The sequence below is a fragment of the Nocardioides bruguierae genome (assembly GCF_023656415.1).
In the GTDB taxonomy this organism is placed as follows: Bacteria; Actinomycetota; Actinomycetes; order Propionibacteriales; family Nocardioidaceae; genus Nocardioides; species Nocardioides bruguierae.
Genome location: NZ_JAMOIL010000002.1, coordinates 82,324 through 100,560, shown reverse-complemented (window position 1 = coordinate 100,560; position 18,237 = coordinate 82,324). Strand labels below are relative to the sequence as shown.

Here is an 18,237-nt window from a genome sequence, read left to right as displayed (position 1 = left end):
GCACGGGGCCTCCCGAGGTGAAGGACTGGGCCCGGGAGCGGTGGCACCGGGACCCGGGGTGGGGAGGCCGACTTTACCCGGCGGGCCCGCGTGCACGCCCGTGTCGCCGCGGCCGGGCATGATCGGGGGCGATGAGCACGCCAGCCAGCACGCCACCCAGCACGCCACCCCCTCCGTCCGACCCTCCGTCCGACCCTGCCGGGTCCCGCGGGCCCCGCGGCGCCCGCGCGCTCGGGGCCGGCCTGGTGGCGGGGGAGGAGGCGGACGCGCGCCGCGCCCGCGACCTACGGCGCTGGAAGCTGATCGCCCTGGGGCTGCTGCTCGTCGCCGCGATCACCTACGCGGTCACGCTGCCGTTCGAGGACCACTGGTTCTGGGGCTTCGTCAACGCCGGCGCCGAGGCGTCGATGGTCGGCGCGATGGCCGACTGGTTCGCGGTCACCGCCCTCTTCCGCCACCCGCTGGGCCTGCCGATCCCGCACACCGCCCTCATCCCGCGGCGCAAGGACGACCTGGGCGCGGGGCTCTCGGAGTTCGTCTCGGAGAACTTCCTGGCCGAGGACGTGGTGCGCGACCGTCTCGCCGCGGCCCGCGTCTCCGAGCGGGTGGGCACCTGGCTCTCGCGCCCCGAGGCCCGCCAGCGCCTGGTCGACGAGGGCTCGGACCTGCTCGGCACCGCCCTGGCCCGGGTCACCGACGAGCACGTGCGGCTGCTGGTCGAGGACGGCCTCGTGCCGCGGCTGCGCGACGAGCGGCTCGCCCCGCTGCTGGGCTCGATGCTCACCGAGGCGATGCGGGACGACCTGCACCACGGGGTCGTCGACCTCGTCCTCGACGAGCTGCACGACTGGCTGCTCGCCAACCCCGCGACCGTGGCCGAGGTCGTGGAGGAGCGGGCCCCGTGGTGGGCCCCGCAGGGCGTCAACGAGATGGTCAGCAGCCGGCTGCACCGCGAGCTGGTGCGCTTCGTGGTCGACGTCCGCGACACCCCGGACCACCGCGCCCGCCGGGCCCTGGACTCGTGGCTGGCCCAGCTGGCGACGGACCTGGGGGAGGACACCGAGACCGCCGCCGCCACCGAGCGGCTCAAGGAGCGGTTGCTGGACCAGCCCCAGGTGGTGGCCACCGCCGTGTCGGTGTGGGACGCGCTGCGTCGCGCCCTGGTCGGCTCGCTCACCGACCCCGACGGCCTCGTGCGCGCCCGCGTGCTGGACGAGGTGCGCCTGCTGGCCGAGCGGCTCGTGCAGGACGCGGACCTGCGCGCGCGTCTGGACGGGCTGGCCGCGGACGCGGTCGTGCACGTCGTGGGTCGGTACGGTCACGAGGCGGTCGGCATCATCAGCAGCACCATCCAGGGCTGGGACGGCCGCGAGGCCGCGCAGCGGATCGAGCTGCACGTCGGCAAGGACCTCCAGTTCATCCGGCTCAACGGCACCGTCGTCGGCGGCCTCGTCGGCGTCGTCATCCACGGCCTGGCGCTGCTCCTCGGCTGAGGCCCCGGGGCGCTCGCCCGGGGTGAGGACCCGGAGTGTGCGCGGCGTGTGCGTGGAGTGGGCCCGCCGCGGCCCGGTGGGGGAGGATGGGCGGGTGCCGCAGCCCTTCGACGTCCCCATCCGCGACGAGGCGATCCGCCTCGGCCAGTTCCTGAAGCTGGCCTCGCTCATCGAGTCCGGCTCGGAGGCCAAGCAGGTGATCGGGGCCGGCCTGGTGCGCGTCAACGGCGAGGTCGAGGAGCGACGCGGGCGTCGGCTCGTCGTCGGGGACGTGGTGGAGGTCGGCGGCCAGGCCGCCCGCGTGAGCGACACGGACGCCGGCGACGACCTGCCCTGGTAGCCGTGCGCCGGTCCGCGCGGCCCGGCCGGGGCCCCGGACACCCCGACGCGGGGAGGAACTCTGTGGCCGCATTCGCGGCCGGACGCGCCTGACCTGCGGCGGAGCGTGTGTGTCACAGGCGCAATAGGCGCGTTACCCCCGAGTGAACCCGGCGCAATCCGCCGGAGGTGGACTACGGTCGTCGGCTGATCCGAGTGGCCGGCGCTCCCCGCACCCTGGAGGAACACCCGTGACGACCCTCGCCGCCCCCGTCGAGCTGAGCGCCCCCGCCTTCCCGAGCGCCGTGCACGGACCGCTCGTCGGTGTCGTGGAGCGCGGTGACCAGCGCGGCCGCGAGCTGGGCTTCCCGACGGCCAACGTCGGCGTCCCGCTCGACGGCGTCCGCGACGGCGTGTGGACCGCCACCGTGGTGATCGCCTGCGGCACCGAGCAGCGCGTCTGCGTGGCCGCCGTCTCCGTCGGGCGGCGCCCCACGTACTACCGCCGCCACGGAGAGCGACTGCTCGAGGCCCACCTCGTCGACTTCGACGGCGACCTGTACGGCTCCCGCGTGGTCGTGCGGCTGCACCGCCTGCTGCGCGGCCAGCGCCGGTTCAAGGGCTCGGCCGAGCTCGTCGCCCAGATGACCGCGGACGTCGAGAGCACCCGGGCCTGGGCCGTCGAGGCCGGCCTGGGCGACCTGCTCACCCAGGCCCCCGCGCACCCGCCCCGCCACGTCCGGGCCACCCGCGGCCGGGGCGCCTCGGGCACCGTCACCGCCGCCCGCGCGGGCCGCGCCCGTCAGCGGATCGTCGCGATCGCGCAGGCGCTCGGCGACCTCGGCCCCGAGCGTGCCGACCACGAGAGCATCGCCCGCGCCACCGGCATCCCGCTGCCCTACCTGCGGTGGGCCTACCCGTCGCTGGCCGACCTGCACGCCGTCCGCGGCGACTGAGCGACCTCGCTCCGGACGCCGCGAGGGCCCGCACCGACCGAGTCGGTGCGGGCCCTCGCGCGTCGGGCGGGGTGGGGTCAGGAGACGCCCAGCAGGTCCACGACGAAGATCAGCGTCTCGCCGGGCTTGATCACGCCGCCGGCGCCGCGGTCGCCGTAGCCCAGGTGCGGCGGGATGACGAGCTTGCGGCGGCCGCCGACCTTCATCCCCTGCACGCCGGTGTCCCAGCCGGAGATGACCTGTCCGATGCCGAGGCGGAACTGCAGCGGCTGACCGCGGTTCCACGAGGCGTCGAACTCCTCGCCGGTGGAGTGGGCGACGCCCACGTAGTGCACGGAGACGGCCTGGCCGGCCTGGGCCTCGTCGCCCTCACCGACGGTGATGTCCTCGATCATGAGGTCGGCGGGCGGGTCGAAGTCGGGGAAGTCGATCTCGGGCTTGTCCATGGGCGTGAGCCTACGCGGCGAGGGCGCCGGGGGCTGAAGTCCGGAGCCGGAGGCCGGGGCCTCAGCCCTGGTTGACGTAGGAGTCCAGGGCGTCGCGCTCGAACTGGAGGGCGTCGATCTTGTGCTTGACCAGGTCGCCGATCGAGACGATCCCGACGAGGGTGCCCTCGTCGAGCACCGGCACGTGCCGCACCCGCTGGTGGGTCATCTGCCCCAGCACGTCGTCCATCTCGTCGTCGGGGGTGCAGGTGTGGACGGCGCCGGTCATGATCGCGCCCACGTGGTTGTTCACGACCGTGCCGTCGTGGTGCAGGTGTCGGACGACGTCGCGCTCGCTGACGATGCCGAGCATCTCGCGTCCGTCGCGGCTCACCACGAGCGCGCCGACGTTGTGCTCGGCCAGCATGCCGAGCAGCGCCCGCACGCCGGCGTCCGGGTCGACGGTGAGGACGTCCTGGTGCTGCTTGGCGGCGAGGATCTCTCCGATACGCATGGCGGGACGGTACTGGCGAACCTCGCCTGTGACCAGGCCCACAGTCGCGCGTCCCGAGCGCGGCCGGACCGCGGGGAGCGTGGTCGCCCTCGGCGCGATCGGGTGCTAGGGCTCCGGCGTCGGAGTGGGCGGTATGGTCTGCCAGGCTGCCGGGACGCGGTGGCGGGACGAGCAGGGGACGAGGGCACGTGACCGAGGAGAACGCCGGCCCGTCGGCGGCCGACGAGGCGCCGACGGAGAAGAAGCGGATGCCGGTGTGGCAGGAGTCGATCCTGCTCCTGGTGCTGGCGGTCGTCCTCGCCATCCTCGTGAAGACGTTCCTCGTCCAGGCGTTCTACATCCCCTCCCGGTCCATGGAGCCGGGGCTGGAGGTCAACGACCGCATCCTCGTCCAGAAGCCCTCCTACTGGGGCTCCGGGGAGCCCGAGCGCGGCGACGTCATCGTCTTCGCCGACCCGGGCGGCTGGCTCGACGCCAACGAGGCCGTGACCGCCACCAACCCGCTCACCGAGGCGCTGAGCCGCATCGGGCTCTACCCGACCGGCGGGCACCTGGTGAAGCGCGTGATCGGGGTCGCGGGCGACACGATCCACTGCTGCGACGACCGCGGACGCCTGGAGATCAACGGCGTGCCGCTGGACTCCTCGGACGAGTGGATCGAGAACAACAGTCGCTGCGACGGCCCCATGGTGGGCGCCTGCGACTGGACCGCCGGGCCCGTCCCCGACGGGGAGCTGTTCGTGATGGGCGACCACCGCGACAACTCGGCGGACTCCAGCTACCACCTGCAGTGCACGAGCAAGGCGGAGACGTGCGACGCCTCGGACGCCTACGTGGACGTCGACCTGGTGGTCGGCAAGGTCTTCGCCCGGGTCTGGCCGGCCGACCGGTTCGGCCTGGTCGAGAAGCCTCCGGCCTTCGACCAGCTGGCCGCGACCCTCGCCGCTCGCGAGGAGGACGCCGAGCCCGCGACCTCCGCGGCTCCGTAGTCGGTTCGTCGGGCCTCCGCGGCCGGGCCGCGGGAGTCAGTCCAGCGGGCGGTGCCGTGCGGTGCGGTCCACGTAGGACAGCACCCGGTTGAACAGCCGCGTCACCGCGGTGACGTCGACGTCGGGCGCAGCAGGCGAGGCGAGCGCCTGCGCGGCCGCACGCGCGCGGTCGGCCGCGGCGGGGGAGACCTCCTGGACGCCGGTGCCAGGCGACGCCAGGGCGCCCAGGGTCAGGCGGGCGGCGTCGCGGACGACGGCGGGCTCGACGCTCCACAGGGTCTCGAAGACCCGCTCCCGGTCGGGCCGGTCGGCCTGCCCCGGCGGCTCCCAGGCGGTGAGCACCATCGGCAGCCGCGGGTGGTCGTGCACCACCGCCCACTCCCGACGCAGGGGAGAGGCGTCGGTCAGGCCCGCGAGGTCGGGGCCTGCCGCCTCCGCCTCGGCCCCGCTGAGGCCGGCGCCGAGCGCGAAGCAGGACGCGGTGCCCCCCGCCAGGTCGCGCCACCGGGCCGCGGCGGAGCGGTAGTGCCGGTCGCGCTGGAACAGGCCGACCAGGTGACCTCCCTGCCCGGCCACGGCGAGGGCCTCGTCCTCGATGGCCCACGAGAGCCCGAGCAGTGTGGCCTTGGTCAGCCGCTGCGGAGCCAGCGCCGGGTGGCGCTCGCGCAGGTGCGCCCACAGCGAGACCGGGGCCGCTGCCTGCGTGGGGGAGGTCGCCTGCTCGGCCGCCACGGCGGCGTCGAGGCGCTGGCCCGCGTCGCGCCGGGCCAGGACGCGACGGACGGCGGCGACGTCGGCGTCGGTGTAGCGGCGGTGCCCGCCGTCGAGCCGGACGGCCATCGGGAACCCGTGCCGGGCCTCCCACATGCGCAGCGTCGCGGGGCTCACGCCGGTCCGCTCGGCCAGGTCCCCGATGCTCCAGGGGGCGGCTTGCGCAGACCTCAACGTTGTGTTCACAATCAGAGCGTAAACCTCAACACGGTGTTCGTGCCATCCATGGCGTGGACGAGGATGAGGACGGGCTAGTCCGGCACGGCCGGAGCAGGAGTGGGACCGATGAGCGCCACCGGCACGCGCGACCGCACGGGGGTCGCGCGATGAGCACCCCCACCGACGAGGGTGAGGGCACGCTGGCGCCCGTCGTCCGCCTCACCGAGCGCTCCCGCACCGACCTGCCCGGCGGCTTCCGGGCCATCCGTGCCCGGCGTCGGCGCGAGGCCGAGCGCACGGCCCGGGTCCCCGAGCCCGGCGAGGTCGCCCACGTCGCGGGGGAGGTGCGCGTGGCCGTGGGCTCCGGCTCCCTCGTCTTCGGCTCCCACCCCTCCTGCGACGTGGTGCTCCCGGGACTGCACGCGCGCCACGCCGTGCTCGGGCGCGACGGCGCCGGGCGACTGGTGCTCAGCGCCCTGTCCGGCTCCACCCGCGTGGACGGCGTGCCCGTGCTGAACCAGGTCGTGGACGAGGCGGCGCGGGTGGTCATGGCCGGCCACCGGATCGCGCTGCTGCTCCCGCGTCCGGCACCCCGGCTGGTCTGAGGGCGGCTGGTCTGAGGGCGGCTGGTCCTCAGCGCCCCCGCAGCGGGGAGACCGACCCAGGGCCCATGCGCGGCCAGTCGGGGTCGGGGTCGTCGGAGTCGGGCAGGGACCCGATGAAGCCCAGGGCGGCCTCGTGCAGGTGCCCGTTGGAGGCGATGGCGTTGCCGCCCCAGGGGCCGGGGCTGCCGTCGAGCGAGGTGAACCGGCCGCCGGCCTCGCGCACGATCACGTCGAGCGCCGCCATGTCGTAGAGCTCCAGCTCCGGCTCGGCCGCGATGTCGACCGCGCCCTCGGCCACCAGCATGTAGGACCAGAAGTCGCCGTAGGCGCGGGTGCGCCACACGCGGCGCATGAGCGCCAGCACCTCGTCCAGCCGGTCACGCTCCTCCCAGCCGGAGAGCGAGGAGTAGGAGAACGAGGCGTCCTCGAGGCGGCGCACGTCGGAGACGTGGATCTGCTGGGCCTTCATCAGCGACTTGCCGGTGAAGGCACCGCCGCCCTTCTGGGCCCACCACCGGCGCTGCAGCTGCGGCGCCGAGACGACGCTGCACACCACCTCGTCCTCCACCGCCAGGGCGATGAGGGTGGCCCACACGGGCACCCCGCGGACGAAGTTCTTCGTGCCGTCGATCGGGTCGACGATCCAGCGGCGCGCGGAGGTGCCGGTGGACCCCTCCTCCTCGCCGGTGATGGCGTCGCGCGAGCGCACGCGGGAGAGGGTGCGGCGGATGGCCTCCTCGACGCCGCGGTCGGCGTCGGTGACGGGCGTGAGGTCAGGCTTGGCCATCACGTGCAGGTCGAGCGACTTGAACCGGCTGCTGGTGAGGGAGTCGGCGTCGTCGGCCAGGAGATGGGCCAGCCGCAGGTCGTCGGTGTAGTCGGGCTCAGCCACGGTGAGCAGGCTACCGGTGCAGGCACTGTCGGTCGGGTCACACCCCGGCTAGCCTCCTCGTCCATGGAGATCCTGGGGCTCCCGGCCCACCCCCTGGTGGTGCACGGCGCCGTCGTCCTCGGCCCTCTCGCGGGTCTCGTCAGCCTCGCCTACCTGCGTCCCGCCTGGCGCGGCCTCCTCCGGTGGCCGTTGCTCGTCGGCGCCGTCGCGGCCGTGGTGTTCCTGGTGCTCGCGGCCGCCTCGGGGGAGTCGCTGCTGGAGAGCCGCGAGCAGCTGCGGCAGCTGGACGGGATGCACGACCACGAGGAGGGCGGCGAGCTCGCGCGGAACCTGACGCTGCTCTTCGGCGTGCTCGCGATCGCGACCACGGCGCTCCAGCGGCGCCTGCACGGCCTGCTCGCGACGCTCGCGCCGGTCGCCACGGCGCTGGCCGCGGTCGCGATGATCGTGGTGATCGCGCTGGCCGGGCACTCCGGAGCCTCCCTGGTCTGGGGCTGAGCGCCGGCTACCAGGTCGGCTACCAGGCCGGCTCGGAGCGGGCGGCCAGGAGCCGGCGGAAGGACTCGACGCGGTCGGGGTCCACCGTGCCCTGCGTGACGGCCTCGTCGAGCCCGCACTCGGGCTCGTCGCCGCCGTGGGTGCAGCCGCGGGGGCAGTCCTCGGTGGCCTCGTCGAGGTCCGGGAACGTCTCGATCAGGGTCTCGGGGTCCACGTGGGCCAGCCCGAAGGAGCGGATGCCGGGGGTGTCGATGATCCAGCCCTCCGCCCCGTCCGGGCCCGTGCCCCAGCCCTCGGGCAGGGCCAGCAGGTAGGCCGAGGTGGAGGTGTGCCGGCCCCGGCCCGTCACGGCGTTGACGTGACCGGTCTCGCGGTCGGCGTCCGGCACGAGGGCGTTGACCAGCGTGGACTTGCCGACGCCGGAGTGCCCGACCAGCACCGACGTGCGCCCCGCCAGCAGCCCGCGCACCTCCTCCAGGTCGCCGCCGCGCTGGGTGACCACCCACGGCACGCCCAGGGAGCGGTAGGTGGAGAGGAACGCGTCGGGCTCGGCGAGGTCGGCCTTCGTCAGGCACAGCACCGGCTTCATGCCCGAGACGTAGGCGGCGACCAGCGCACGGTCGACCAGCCCGGTGCGGGGCTCGGGGTCGGCGAGCGCGGTGACGATGACCAGCTGCTCGGCGTTGGAGACGATCACCCGCTCCACCGGGTCGTCGTCGTCCGCGGTGCGGCGCAGGGTGGTGCTGCGCTTCTCGACCTCGACGATCCGGGCCAGCGAGCCGTCGTCGCCGGAGACGTCGCCGACGACCTTGACGCGGTCGCCCACGACGACGCCCTTGCGGCCCAGCGGGCGCGCCTTCATCGCCATCACGGTGCGGCCGTCGACCAGCAGCGTGAAGCGGCCACGGTCGACCGTGACGACGCGGCCGCGCACCGCGTCGTCGTAGGTCGGCCGGTCCTTCGTGCGGGGTCGCGTGCGGCGGCGGGGTCGCTCGTAGTGCTCGACGTCCTCGCGCCCGTAGCGGCTCCGCGCCATGCTCAGCCCTCGCTCGACGACCCGGTGGGCCGGGCCAGCAGGCCGGACCAGAACCCGGCGAAGTCGGGGAAGGTCTTCGAGGTCGTCGCCACGTCCTCCACGCGGACGCCGGGCACCGCCGCCCCGGCGATCACCGCGGCGTGGGCCATCCGGTGGTCGGCGTAGGTGCGGAACACGCCGCCGCTCAGCGGGGCGGGGGTGAAGGAGAGGCCGTCGCGGTGCTCGGTGACCGCGGCGCCGAGGCCGCGCAGCTCGGTGGCCAGGGCCGCGAGACGGTCGGTCTCGTGGAAGCGGATGTGCTCCACCCCGCGCAGGTGGCTGGGGCCCTGCGCCAGCGCGGCCAGCGCCGCCACGGCCGGGGTCAGCTCGCCCACGTCGTGCAGGTCGACGTCCACGCCCGCCAGCACGCTGGGGCCGACGACCTCGAGGCCGCGGCCGGTCGGTGCGTCGGCGACGTCGACGAAGGAGACCTGGCAGCCCATCTGCGTCAGCAGGTCGCGCAGCACGTCGCCGGCCTGCGTGGTCTCGGCCGGCCAGTCGCGCACGACGACGCGGCCGCCGGTCACGGCGGCCAGCGCCAGGAAGGGGGCGGCGTTGGAGAGGTCGGGCTCGATCACGTGGTCCACGGCCGCGACCGGCCCGGGAGCTACGGCCCACCGGTTGGCGCCGTCGGTGTCCACCTCGACGCCGTGCATCCGCAGCACCTGCACCGTCATCTCGATGTGCGGCAGGGACGGCACGGGCTTGCCCACGTGGCGGACGTCGACGCCCTGCTCGTAGCGGGCGCCGGCGAGCAGCAGGGCGGAGATGAACTGCGAGGAGGACGAGGCGTCCAGCGTCACCAGGCCGCCGCGCACCGACCCGGAGCCGCGGACGGTGAAGGGGAGCGCCCCGCGGCCGTCGTCCTCGATGGTGACGCCGAGGCCGCGCAGCGCGGTGAGGACCTCGCCGACGGGGCGGTTGCGCATGTGGGCGTCGCCGTCGAAGGCGACCGCTCCCGACGAGAGCGCCGCCACCGGCGGCACGAAGCGCATGACGGTGCCGGCCAGGCCGCAGTCGACCGCCGCGTCCGCCGCGAAGGGGGCGGGGGTGACCCGCCAGTCCTCGCTGCTGGTGTCCACGTGGGCGCCGAGGGAGGTCAGGGCCGCGGCCATGAGCGTGGTGTCGCGGCTGCGCAGGGCCCGGCGCACGACCGAGGGGCCCTCGGCGATGGAGGCCAGCAGGAGGGCCCGGTTGGTGAGCGACTTGCTGCCGGGCAGCGAGACGACGAGGTCGACGGGCCCGGCCGCGGCGGGGGCGTCGTAGAGGTCGGTGCTGGAGGGGGCGCTGCTCACGGGCCGAGCGTAGTCGGTGGACGCGACGACGCCGGTCTCCGCACGCTCGGGCGAGCGGGGAGACCGGCGTCGGTCGGGAGCGAGCAGGGGCTCGGGTGGCCGGCGGCTCAGGCGCCGGGCAGGCTCTTGGCGGCCAGCTTCGCCTCGGCCTTCGCGGCCCGCTTGGCCGACTTCACCTCGCGCTTGGCGCTCCTGGCCGCGGACTTCGCGCCCTTGGAGGCGTCCGAGGCGGCCTTCTTGGTGCGCCACGCGACGCCGGGGGCACCGTCGGTGTCGCCGGCGGCGATGATCAGCCCGCCCACGAGGGAGACGTTCTTGGTGAAGCCCATCTGGGCCTCCTTCTTGGCGGCCGGGGAGTCGGCCTTCCAGAACGGGTAGCCGGCCCACGTCGTCGGCACCATGGTCGCGGCCAGGACGGCGGCGGAGCAGCGCGGCGCCTTGCCGGTGGCCAGCCCGAGCGCGGCTGCCAGCTGCACGCCGGCGTTCACCCGGACGAGCAGGGTCGGGTCCGAGGGGAACTGGGGGACGGCCCGGCGCACGAGCGGCACCAGCTTCTCGGTGACGGGCTCGGCCTTCTCGGCGAGCGCGGAGCTGTTCTTCAGCGCACCGGCGGCACCGGTGACGAAGGCAGCGGCGAGCAGGGGACGGGCGATGGCACGGCTGAGCGACATGACACCTTCCTACTACACGGCCCTGCGCGAGCGGCCCGCCCCGCCGGGTGGCCGCGTCGCCGGCGCGATCCTCGGGTTGCACGATCAGTGGGTGCGCGATCGATGGGTGGGGAGCCCCTAGGCTGGGCGCATGTGCGGCAGGTACGCCTCCAGCCGGGACGCGGCCGACCTCGTCGAGGAGTTCGAGGTCGACGTGCCCATGTTCGCCGCGCCGCTGGCCGCCGACTTCAACGTCGCGCCGACCAAGGAGGTCTACGCGGTGCTCGAGCGCCCGCCGAAGGGCGAGGAGCGACCCAGCGCCGAGCGGCAGCTGCGGGTGCTGAGCTGGGGGCTGGTGCCCTCGTGGGCCAAGGACCCCGCCATCGGCAACCGGATGATCAACGCACGGGTCGAGACCGTCGCGGAGAAGCCGGCCTACCGCAAGGCGTTCGCCTCGCGCCGCTGCCTGCTGCCCGCGGACGGCTACTTCGAGTGGTACGCCACCTCCGAGACCACGAAGGCCGGCAAGCAGCGCAAGCAGCCGTTCTTCATCCGGCCGGCCGACGGCGGGACGCTGGCGATGGCCGGGCTCTACGAGATCTGGCGCGACCCCACGCGGGGCGAGGACGACCCCGCGCGTTTCCGGTGGACCTGCACGGTGATCACCACCCAGGCCGAGGACTCCCTGGGCCAGATCCACGACCGGATGCCGATGATGCTGGACCGGGAGCGCTGGGGCGCCTGGCTCGACCCGACCGTCGCCCGCGCCGACCTGGTGGACCTGCTGATGCCCGCGGCGCCCGGTCGGCTGGAGGCCTTCCCCGTCTCGACCGCGGTCTCGAACGTGCGCAACAACGGCCCCGAGCTCGTCGCGCCCCTGCCGCTGGACGGCCTGCCCGACGACGTGACCGGCCAGGTGGCCCACCCCGACCCTGATGCTGATCCTGGCCAGCCCGCCCTGCTGCCCGCTCCCGAGGAGTCCCGATGACCGACGAGACCGGCCTCCCGGGCGTGCCCGGCCGCACCGTGGACACCCCGCACGGCCCCGGCCTGCTCCAGGTGGTGGACGCCGACGAGCCGGTCGCGCTCCTGCTGCTCTCGCACGGCGCGGGCGCGGGTGTCGACACCCGGGACCTCGCCGCCCTCGCCGAGCTGCTGCCGCCGCAGGGCTTCTCGGTGGCGCTGTTCACCCAGCCCTGGCGCGTCGCGGGCCGCAAGGTCGCCACGCCGCCCGCCACCCTGGACGCCGGCCTGGCCGCCGCGGCCGCGGCGGTGGCCGAGTCGCACGCCGGCGTCCCGCTGGTCCTCGGGGGCCGCTCCGCCGGCGCCCGCTCGGCCTGCCGCAGTGCCCGCGACCTCGGCGCGGTCGGCGTGCTGGCGCTCTCCTTCCCGCTGCACCCGCCGGGCAAGCCCGAGCGCAGCCGGCTCCCGGAGCTCTCCGACGTCGGCGTCCCCGTGCTCGTGGTGCAGGGGGAGCGGGACACGATGGGCCGCCCCGAGGAGTACCCCGACCCCATGCCGGACGGGGTCGAGATGGGGGTGCTGCCGGGGGCCGACCACGGCCTGAAGGTGGGCGCCCGGGCCGAGCCCGGCCAGGACGACGTGCTGGCGATGCTCGTGGAGACCACGCTGGAGTGGCTCGTGCGCGAGGTCGTCGGCGGCAGCGTCTGAGGGGCCGACCGGACACGCACCGGGGAATGTCCGGTGGGTGTCGGTGGTTGTCCCACCCGTGATGGCACTGCTGGAACCGACCGCACCGCGGCTAGGCTCGGGAGAGATGACTGAGCTCTCCCCCCGCGCCGACGACGCCGGACTCGACACCGGCCTCGACTCGAGCACCGTCGACCCCACCGAGATCGACGTGGCCACCGAGTCCGAGGCGGACCGCAACGCGCGCTTCGAGCGTGACGCCCTGCCCTTCCTCGACCAGCTCTACTCGGCCGCGATGCGGATGACCCGCAACCCCGCGGACGCGGAGGACCTGGTGCAGGAGACGTTCGCCAAGGCGTACTCCTCCTTCCACCAGTTCCGCCCCGGGACGAACCTGAAGGCGTGGCTGTACCGCATCCTCACCAACACCTTCATCAACTCCTACCGCAAGAAGCAGCGCCAGCCGCAGCAGTCGATGTCCGAGGACGTCGAGGACTGGCAGCTGGCGCGGGAGGCCTCGCACTCCTCGTCCGGGCTGAAGTCCGCCGAGAACGAGGCGATGGAGCACCTGCCCGACAGCCAGGTGAAGGACGCCCTCCAGCGACTGCCCGAGGAGTTCCGCCTCGCGGTCTACCTGGCCGACGTGGAGGGCTTCGCCTACAAGGAGATCGCGGAGATCATGGGCACGCCCATCGGCACCGTGATGTCGCGGCTGCACCGCGGCCGCCGCCAGCTGCGCGACATGCTGACCGACTACGTGCGGGACAACTCTCTGCTGCCCGCCTCGAGCCTGCCGGGGGAGACGTCATGACCCACCACGACCACGACCACGCCGGGCAGACCGGGGCTGCGCCCACGGCCGCGCCCGCGACGGAGTCGGACTGTGCCGACTTCCTCGAGCGGATCGTCTACTTCCTCGACAACGAGCTGGACGAGACCGACTGCGCCGACGTGCGCGTCCACCTCGACACCTGCAACCCGTGCCTGGAGAAGTACGACCTCCAGCGCACCGTGAAGCAGGTCGTCGCCCGCTCGTGCGCCGAGGCGGCTCCCGAGGACCTGCGGGCGCGGGTGCTGATGCGCGTGCGCGAGGTGCAGGTGCGCATCGCCGAGGGCTGAGACCCCCCACCCCCCCCTGGCCGACCCGCCACAGATCCACCGGCGACCCCCGTCCCTCCTGCGAGGGGCGGGGGTCGCCGTCTGTCCGGGTCGTCTGTCCAGACCACCGCCGCCGACCGGTCCCCCAGATGGCGTACGGACGCCCGTGCAGACCCCGGCCGTCCGCCACTCCCGTCACGCTGGCCGCAGTCCGGCCGTGCGGCCGGCGGGGTGGAGGAGCCCCGCCAGGCCCCGCCGGACCCCACCGGGTCACCCGTGGCTGCCCTCCCGGAGCGCGGCCACGGGTCCTGGTGCTTCCGGAGGCGGCGCGGCCTGGCACCGACCCGCGTCGACGTCCGTCGCCTGACCGGGTGCGCGTCCGTGCACCCGCGCGTGTCATGGAATCGTCCTGGCGTTACCTGGATACGGGGATTTACCCGTGTGAGGTCTAGCCCGCAGTTCACGCTCGTTCCCCCACATTGAGTAAGACGTTCGGGTCGTCCTGTTCCCCCGGACGGGTCGGATCACCCTCCTTGACGTGGCCCCGTCGGACAGCGGAGCCACAGGGAGAGACCGACCAGCCATGGGGGAGGGCGGATGAGCACCGAGCGTGAGCACACCCGGCACGGGGGGCGCGAGGGACGGGGCCGGACGCGGCAGCAGCTGCGACGGGGACGGCACGAGGAGCGCGGCGCCGCCGCGGTCGAGTTCGCCCTGGTGGCGATCATCCTGGTGACCCTGGTCTTCGGGATCATCCAGTTCAGCCTGTACTTCTGGGCCTGGCAGTCGGCCGGCAACGCGGCACGCTCCGCGGCCCGGGCCGGGGCAGTGGACCCGTGCGACACCGCGGCCGTGCAGACGGCCGCCACCAACGCGCTGGCCGGCACGCCGACCGACGGGGCGCCCGCCGGCGTCACCGTCACGCCGCCGTCGCCCGTCGAGGTCGGTTCCGACCTGACGGTGACCATCACCTTCGACGCCCTGGACCTCGGGTTCTTCCCGTTCCTGGACCCGGCGATCGACAAGAGCGTCACCACCCGGGTGGAGCACGTGCCGGCCGGTGGGTGCTGACGTGAGGATGTACGTGTCCACCCGACGGGCGGCACGCCGCTCGCCGGAGGACCGCGGCGCGGTGGCCGTGCTGGTCGCGATCCTCGCCGTCGTCCTCATCGGGATCGGCGCCTTCGCCGTCGACCTGGGCCAGGCGTACGCGAAGAAGTCGCTGCTCCAGACCGACGTCGACGTGGCCTCCATGGCCGCGGCCGCCGAGCTGACCCAGGAGGACGGCTGCAACGCCGAGGTGATCGACACGGCCGAGGAGTACCTCACCCACGCCGACAACGCGGTGCCCGGGCAGTACCCGATCGACCTCGGCGGCAGCGCCGGCGACGGTGACGGGTTCATCTCGTGCAGCGACTGGACCGTGCACCTGTGGGCGCCCGCCTCCGAGGTCGAGCTGGGCCTGGGCCAGGTGATCAGCGACTCCGACAGCTTCGACGTCGCGTCCTACGCGGCCGCCGAGGTCGGCTCGCCCGGCGCCAGCGGCACCCTGCCGTTCTTCGGCGTGCAGGGGTGCGACTACGGCGCGCAGACCATTCGGGACGACTCCGGCCCGCAGGACGAGAGCCTGCCGGCGCCGGACACGCTGAACCCCTCCAGCGCCGACGCCGGCCGGGCCACCATCAGCGCCATCTCCCCGACGAGCGTCCCGGAGGACACCGCCACCACGGTGCTCACCGTCACCGGCAACCAGCTGAGCAGGGCTGCGGCGATCGGCTTCACCAGCGAGGCGGGCATCCCGGAGCACTACACCGTCGACGTCTCGGTCGCTTCCAACAGCACCAAGACCGTGTCCGTCAGCGTCCCCTCCTCGGTCCTCGCCGCGGTCGGCACCTGGTGGGTGCGGATCCTGGACGAGAACGGCGACTGGTCGTCGCTGAGCACTGCCCAGCCGTTCCAGGTGGGCCCCGAGAAGCTGTACTGCGACAACTCCAACGAGGGCAACTTCGGCACCATCGACGTGCCGCGCAGCTCCGGCAACAGCTCCTCGTGGTTGCCGCTGAACATGATCCTCGGCGTGGAGCCGGAGCTGGCGATCCACCCCTCGCCGAACGGCGAGTGCGGCGGGGACCCGAGCCCGACCGTGGAGTCGAAGAGTGCCCCGGTCGACGGCACCAACTGCCTCACCAGCGAACCGGGGCTCAAGGTCTCGTTCACCAACGACGGCATGGTCGAGGGCGAGGGCGAGTACCCCGGCCGGCTCGACGCCGACTCGACGCACGACTGCAGTCGCAACAGCAGCGACGCCCGGACGAGCGGCACCGTCAAGGGCTACCACCTCAACGACGACCTGCTGACCTGCTTCATCATCAACGGCGCCAGCATCAACGACCTGGTCAGCGGCAACGCCTCGGGCACCCACGCCCTGTCGGCCGACATCTTCGACTCGCCCCGGTTCTTCTGGATCCCGATCGTCGACACGGACCCGGGCAACGGCAAGAAGTCCTGGCCGATCATCGCGTTCCGCCCCGGCTTCATCACCGACCAGTCGCTGTCCGCCACCAACGCCGCACCCGGCTCGATCTCGTCCCTCAACGGGGTCGAGGCCGACAGCTCCGGCATCCGCGCCCTGCACGTCGTCCTCTTCTCCGAGGACGCCCTCCCCGAGACCGCCGCCGCCACCGGTGACGAGATCTCCTACCGCGGCTCCGGCACGCGGGTGCTCACGCTCGTCGAGTAGCACCCGTCCGCCCGCAGCCCATCGATCACCAGCTCAGCCACCCAGCTCAGCCACCCAGCTCAGCCAGACCGCTCAGCCACGACAGACGGCCCTCCCGGGCCTGGGACAAGGAGACGTCATGGCACGTCGCAGCATCCTCCTCGGCGTCGCGTTCCTCATCGCGGCGTTCGGCACGACGATGGTCGTGCTCTACGTGCAGGGCATCGAGGCCCGCGCCACCGCCGGCCAGGACCTCGTCGAGGTCCTCGTCGCCACCGACACCATCGCGGCGGGGGAGAGCGTCTCCGACGCCCAGGACGCCGGCAAGCTCGAGAAGAGCTCGGTGCTGCGCGACGACCTGGTCGACGGGGCGCTCGCCTCGACCCGCAGCATCGAGGGCGAGGTCGCGCTGGCCACCGTCTACCCGGGCCAGCAGATCCTCGGCCAGCAGTTCGGCGACGCCGCCGGCGCCTCCGCGCTGAAGATCCCCGAGGGCACGATGGCGATCTCGGTGGAGCTCACCGACCCCGCCCGCGTCGCCGGCTTCGTCACCCCCGGCTCGGAGGTCGTCATCTTCGCCTCCGCCGACCCCGAGCTCTACCTGCCCGACGGCAGCACCCGGAAGCTCTCGCCCTACACCAGCCTGCTGCTGCCGAAGGTGACGGTCGTCGGTGTGGGCACCACCTCGGTCACCTCGCGCACCACCACCACCGAGGACGGTGAGCAGACCACCGAGGAGGTGCCGCGCACCATCCTCACCATCGCCGTGGACCAGGACCAGGCCGAGAAGGTCATCTACGCCAGCCGCAACGGCGACCTCTCCTTCGCCCTGCGCGACGACGAGACGGTGGCCCGCGCCGGCAAGGGCGTCACCGCCTCCGACGTCCTCCCCGGCGCGTTCGGGGGCAACTGATGACCATCGTCGTGGAGAAGGACGCCGGCCTGGCTGGCGCCATCGTGGCGGGGCTGGACGAGCGGCTCGTGGACCGGCTGGGCGGCGTGCCCGGCGGAGTCGCGGCGCTCGCCGGCACCGACGAGGTGGCCGCCCACCTCGCGCAGCACCCGCACGAGACCGTCGTGGTGCTCGGCGCCTCGGAGTCCCTGGAGGACGCCGTGGCACTGGCCGAGGCAGCCCGGGTCCAGCGTCCCTGGCTCGGCGTGGTGCTCCTGCGAGAGAAGGTCGACACCGCGACCCTGACCCGGGCCCTGGAGTCCGGCCTGCGCGCCGTGGTCGACGCCGACGACGCCGACGGGCTCGCCGGCGCCGTCGAGCGGGCCCACGCGCTCGGCTCGGCCCTGGTGCCGGTGGCCCCGCCCGCGCCCCCCGTGGAGCGGCACGGCCAGGTCGTCACCGTCTTCTCGCTCAAGGGCGGGGTCGGCAAGAGCATGGTCTCCACCAACCTCGCCGTCTCCCTGGCCGACCGCGGCCACCGGGTGTGCGTCATCGACCTCGACGTGGCCTGCGGCGACGTCGCGATCATGCTGCGGATCAACCCCACGGCCACGCTGGCCGACCTCCAGCGCGTGGGCACCGTGGACCGCTCGGCCGTGCTCTCGATGCTCACCGAGGCCGAGGACGGGCTCAGCCTGATGGCCGCGCCGACCCACCCGGGCCAGCCGGTGCCTCCGGACGACCTGGGCGACGTGCTCCGGCTGCTCACCGCCGAGTTCGACGTGGTCGTCGCCGACACCTCGGGCACCTTCGACGACCACGCCCTGGTCGCGCTGGACCACGCCGACCAGCTGGTGCTCGTCGGCACCCCCGACATCCCGTCGCTGAAGTCGCTGAAGCTGGCGACGGGCACGCTCGACCTGCTCGACCTGCCCCGCGAGCGCCGCTCGCTGGTGCTGAACCGGGTCGAGCCGAAGGTCGGGCTGACCACGGCCGAGGTCGAGGAGACCCTCGGCGTGCCGGTCACCGTGGCCGTGCCGGCCGACCGCGAGGTCGTGGCCGTGCTCAACCGCACCGAGACCATGGTCCGCGTCCGCCCCGGGCATTCGGTGAGCAAGGCGCTGACCCAGCTGGCCGACCTCGTCGAGGCCGAGCTGGTGACCAGCGGGGAGACCCCCGCGACCAACCGGAGCGAGCGCCGCGGAGGGCGGCGCCGCCTGCGCAGGAAGGTGAGCTGA

General features: G+C 74.0%; 21 protein-coding genes. 14 read left to right on the top strand and 7 right to left on the bottom strand.

The window, feature by feature from the left end:
- Positions 1-131: 131 nt before the first annotated feature.
- The 3 genes from M8330_RS02920 (at position 132) to M8330_RS02910 (ending at position 2,767) form a co-directional block, all read left to right on the top strand.
- Positions 132-1,493, top strand: coding sequence for a DUF445 domain-containing protein (locus M8330_RS02920; RefSeq protein WP_250826118.1), 1,362 nt, complete (start codon positions 132-134; stop codon positions 1,491-1,493).
- 94 nt (positions 1,494-1,587) lie between these two features.
- Positions 1,588-1,833, top strand: a complete 246-nt coding sequence (locus M8330_RS02915) for an RNA-binding S4 domain-containing protein (protein ID WP_250052731.1) — start codon at positions 1,588-1,590, stop codon at positions 1,831-1,833.
- A 229-nt stretch (positions 1,834-2,062) separates the two neighbouring features.
- Positions 2,063-2,767, top strand: a complete 705-nt coding sequence (locus tag M8330_RS02910; protein ID WP_250052729.1) for a riboflavin kinase — start codon at positions 2,063-2,065, stop codon at positions 2,765-2,767.
- Positions 2,768-2,844: 77 nt separating this feature from the next.
- Here the strand turns inward: M8330_RS02910 and M8330_RS02905 are convergent, their stop codons facing one another.
- Both M8330_RS02905 and M8330_RS02900 read right to left on the bottom strand, forming a co-directional pair.
- Positions 2,845-3,213 (bottom strand): FKBP-type peptidyl-prolyl cis-trans isomerase, encoded by a 369-nt coding sequence (locus M8330_RS02905; protein WP_250052727.1) that lies wholly within the window; start codon positions 3,211-3,213, stop codon positions 2,845-2,847.
- Between the two features lie 61 nt (positions 3,214-3,274).
- Entirely contained in the window at positions 3,275-3,706 is a 432-nt protein-coding gene (locus tag M8330_RS02900) for a CBS domain-containing protein (RefSeq protein WP_250052725.1), read from the bottom strand.
- 188 nt (positions 3,707-3,894) lie between these two features.
- Between M8330_RS02900 and lepB the strand changes: the two genes are divergently transcribed.
- Positions 3,895-4,695, top strand: coding sequence for a signal peptidase I (gene lepB, locus M8330_RS02895; protein WP_250826117.1), 801 nt, complete (start codon positions 3,895-3,897; stop codon positions 4,693-4,695).
- A gap of 36 nt (positions 4,696-4,731) precedes the next feature.
- Here lepB and M8330_RS02890 read toward each other — a convergent pair whose 3' ends face one another.
- Positions 4,732-5,652, bottom strand: coding sequence for a DICT sensory domain-containing protein (locus tag M8330_RS02890; protein WP_308196228.1), 921 nt, complete (start codon positions 5,650-5,652; stop codon positions 4,732-4,734).
- A gap of 140 nt (positions 5,653-5,792) precedes the next feature.
- On the opposite strand from M8330_RS02890, the gene M8330_RS02885 reads away from it, so the two are divergent.
- Positions 5,793-6,230 carry an FHA domain-containing protein gene (locus tag M8330_RS02885; RefSeq protein WP_250826115.1) on the top strand — a complete coding sequence of 146 codons (438 nt, stop codon included), beginning with the start codon at positions 5,793-5,795 and terminating at the stop codon, positions 6,228-6,230.
- Between the two features lie 28 nt (positions 6,231-6,258).
- Here M8330_RS02885 and M8330_RS02880 read toward each other — a convergent pair whose 3' ends face one another.
- Entirely contained in the window at positions 6,259-7,122 is an 864-nt protein-coding gene (locus M8330_RS02880) for an inositol monophosphatase family protein (RefSeq protein ID WP_250826114.1), read from the bottom strand.
- Between the two features lie 63 nt (positions 7,123-7,185).
- On the opposite strand from M8330_RS02880, the gene M8330_RS02875 reads away from it, so the two are divergent.
- A complete protein-coding gene (locus tag M8330_RS02875; protein WP_250826113.1) occupies positions 7,186-7,620 on the top strand; it encodes a DUF2231 domain-containing protein in 435 nt (144 codons plus the stop codon).
- 19 nt (positions 7,621-7,639) lie between these two features.
- Here the strand turns inward: M8330_RS02875 and rsgA are convergent, their stop codons facing one another.
- From rsgA to M8330_RS02860, 3 genes are all read right to left on the bottom strand, one after another.
- Positions 7,640-8,656 carry a ribosome small subunit-dependent GTPase A gene (gene rsgA / locus M8330_RS02870; protein ID WP_250826112.1) on the bottom strand — a complete coding sequence of 339 codons (1,017 nt, stop codon included), beginning with the start codon at positions 8,654-8,656 and terminating at the stop codon, positions 7,640-7,642.
- 2 nt (positions 8,657-8,658) lie between these two features.
- A complete protein-coding gene (gene aroA / locus M8330_RS02865; RefSeq protein ID WP_250826111.1) occupies positions 8,659-9,990 on the bottom strand; it encodes a 3-phosphoshikimate 1-carboxyvinyltransferase in 1,332 nt (443 codons plus the stop codon).
- A 107-nt stretch (positions 9,991-10,097) separates the two neighbouring features.
- Positions 10,098-10,661, bottom strand: coding sequence for a DoxX family membrane protein (locus tag M8330_RS02860; protein WP_250826110.1), 564 nt, complete (start codon positions 10,659-10,661; stop codon positions 10,098-10,100).
- A 130-nt stretch (positions 10,662-10,791) separates the two neighbouring features.
- Between M8330_RS02860 and M8330_RS02855 the strand changes: the two genes are divergently transcribed.
- From M8330_RS02855 to M8330_RS02820, 8 genes are all read left to right on the top strand, one after another.
- Positions 10,792-11,628 (top strand): SOS response-associated peptidase, encoded by an 837-nt coding sequence (locus M8330_RS02855; protein ID WP_250826109.1) that lies wholly within the window; start codon positions 10,792-10,794, stop codon positions 11,626-11,628.
- Positions 11,625-12,311, top strand: a complete 687-nt coding sequence (locus M8330_RS02850) for an alpha/beta hydrolase family protein (RefSeq protein WP_250052706.1) — start codon at positions 11,625-11,627, stop codon at positions 12,309-12,311. The genes M8330_RS02855 and M8330_RS02850 overlap by 4 nt, the downstream gene beginning before the upstream one ends.
- Before the next feature lie 106 nt (positions 12,312-12,417).
- Positions 12,418-13,101: a sigma-70 family RNA polymerase sigma factor gene (locus M8330_RS02845; protein ID WP_250052704.1), complete on the top strand. Its 684-nt coding sequence runs from the start codon at positions 12,418-12,420 to the stop codon at positions 13,099-13,101.
- A complete protein-coding gene (gene rsrA, locus M8330_RS02840; protein ID WP_250052702.1) occupies positions 13,098-13,409 on the top strand; it encodes a mycothiol system anti-sigma-R factor in 312 nt (103 codons plus the stop codon). The genes M8330_RS02845 and rsrA overlap by 4 nt, the downstream gene beginning before the upstream one ends.
- A 576-nt stretch (positions 13,410-13,985) precedes the next feature.
- Positions 13,986-14,459 (top strand): TadE/TadG family type IV pilus assembly protein, encoded by a 474-nt coding sequence (locus M8330_RS02835; RefSeq protein WP_250826108.1) that lies wholly within the window; start codon positions 13,986-13,988, stop codon positions 14,457-14,459.
- 13 nt (positions 14,460-14,472) lie between these two features.
- A complete protein-coding gene (locus M8330_RS02830) occupies positions 14,473-16,128 on the top strand; it encodes a TadE/TadG family type IV pilus assembly protein (protein ID WP_250826107.1) in 1,656 nt (551 codons plus the stop codon).
- 118 nt (positions 16,129-16,246) lie between these two features.
- On the top strand, positions 16,247-17,020 hold the full coding sequence (cpaB, locus tag M8330_RS02825) for a Flp pilus assembly protein CpaB (RefSeq protein WP_250826106.1): 774 nt from the start codon (positions 16,247-16,249) through the stop codon (positions 17,018-17,020).
- Positions 17,020-18,237: a CpaE/TadZ family protein gene (locus M8330_RS02820; protein WP_250826105.1), complete on the top strand. Its 1,218-nt coding sequence runs from the start codon at positions 17,020-17,022 to the stop codon at positions 18,235-18,237. Before cpaB ends, M8330_RS02820 begins: the two co-directional genes overlap by 1 nt.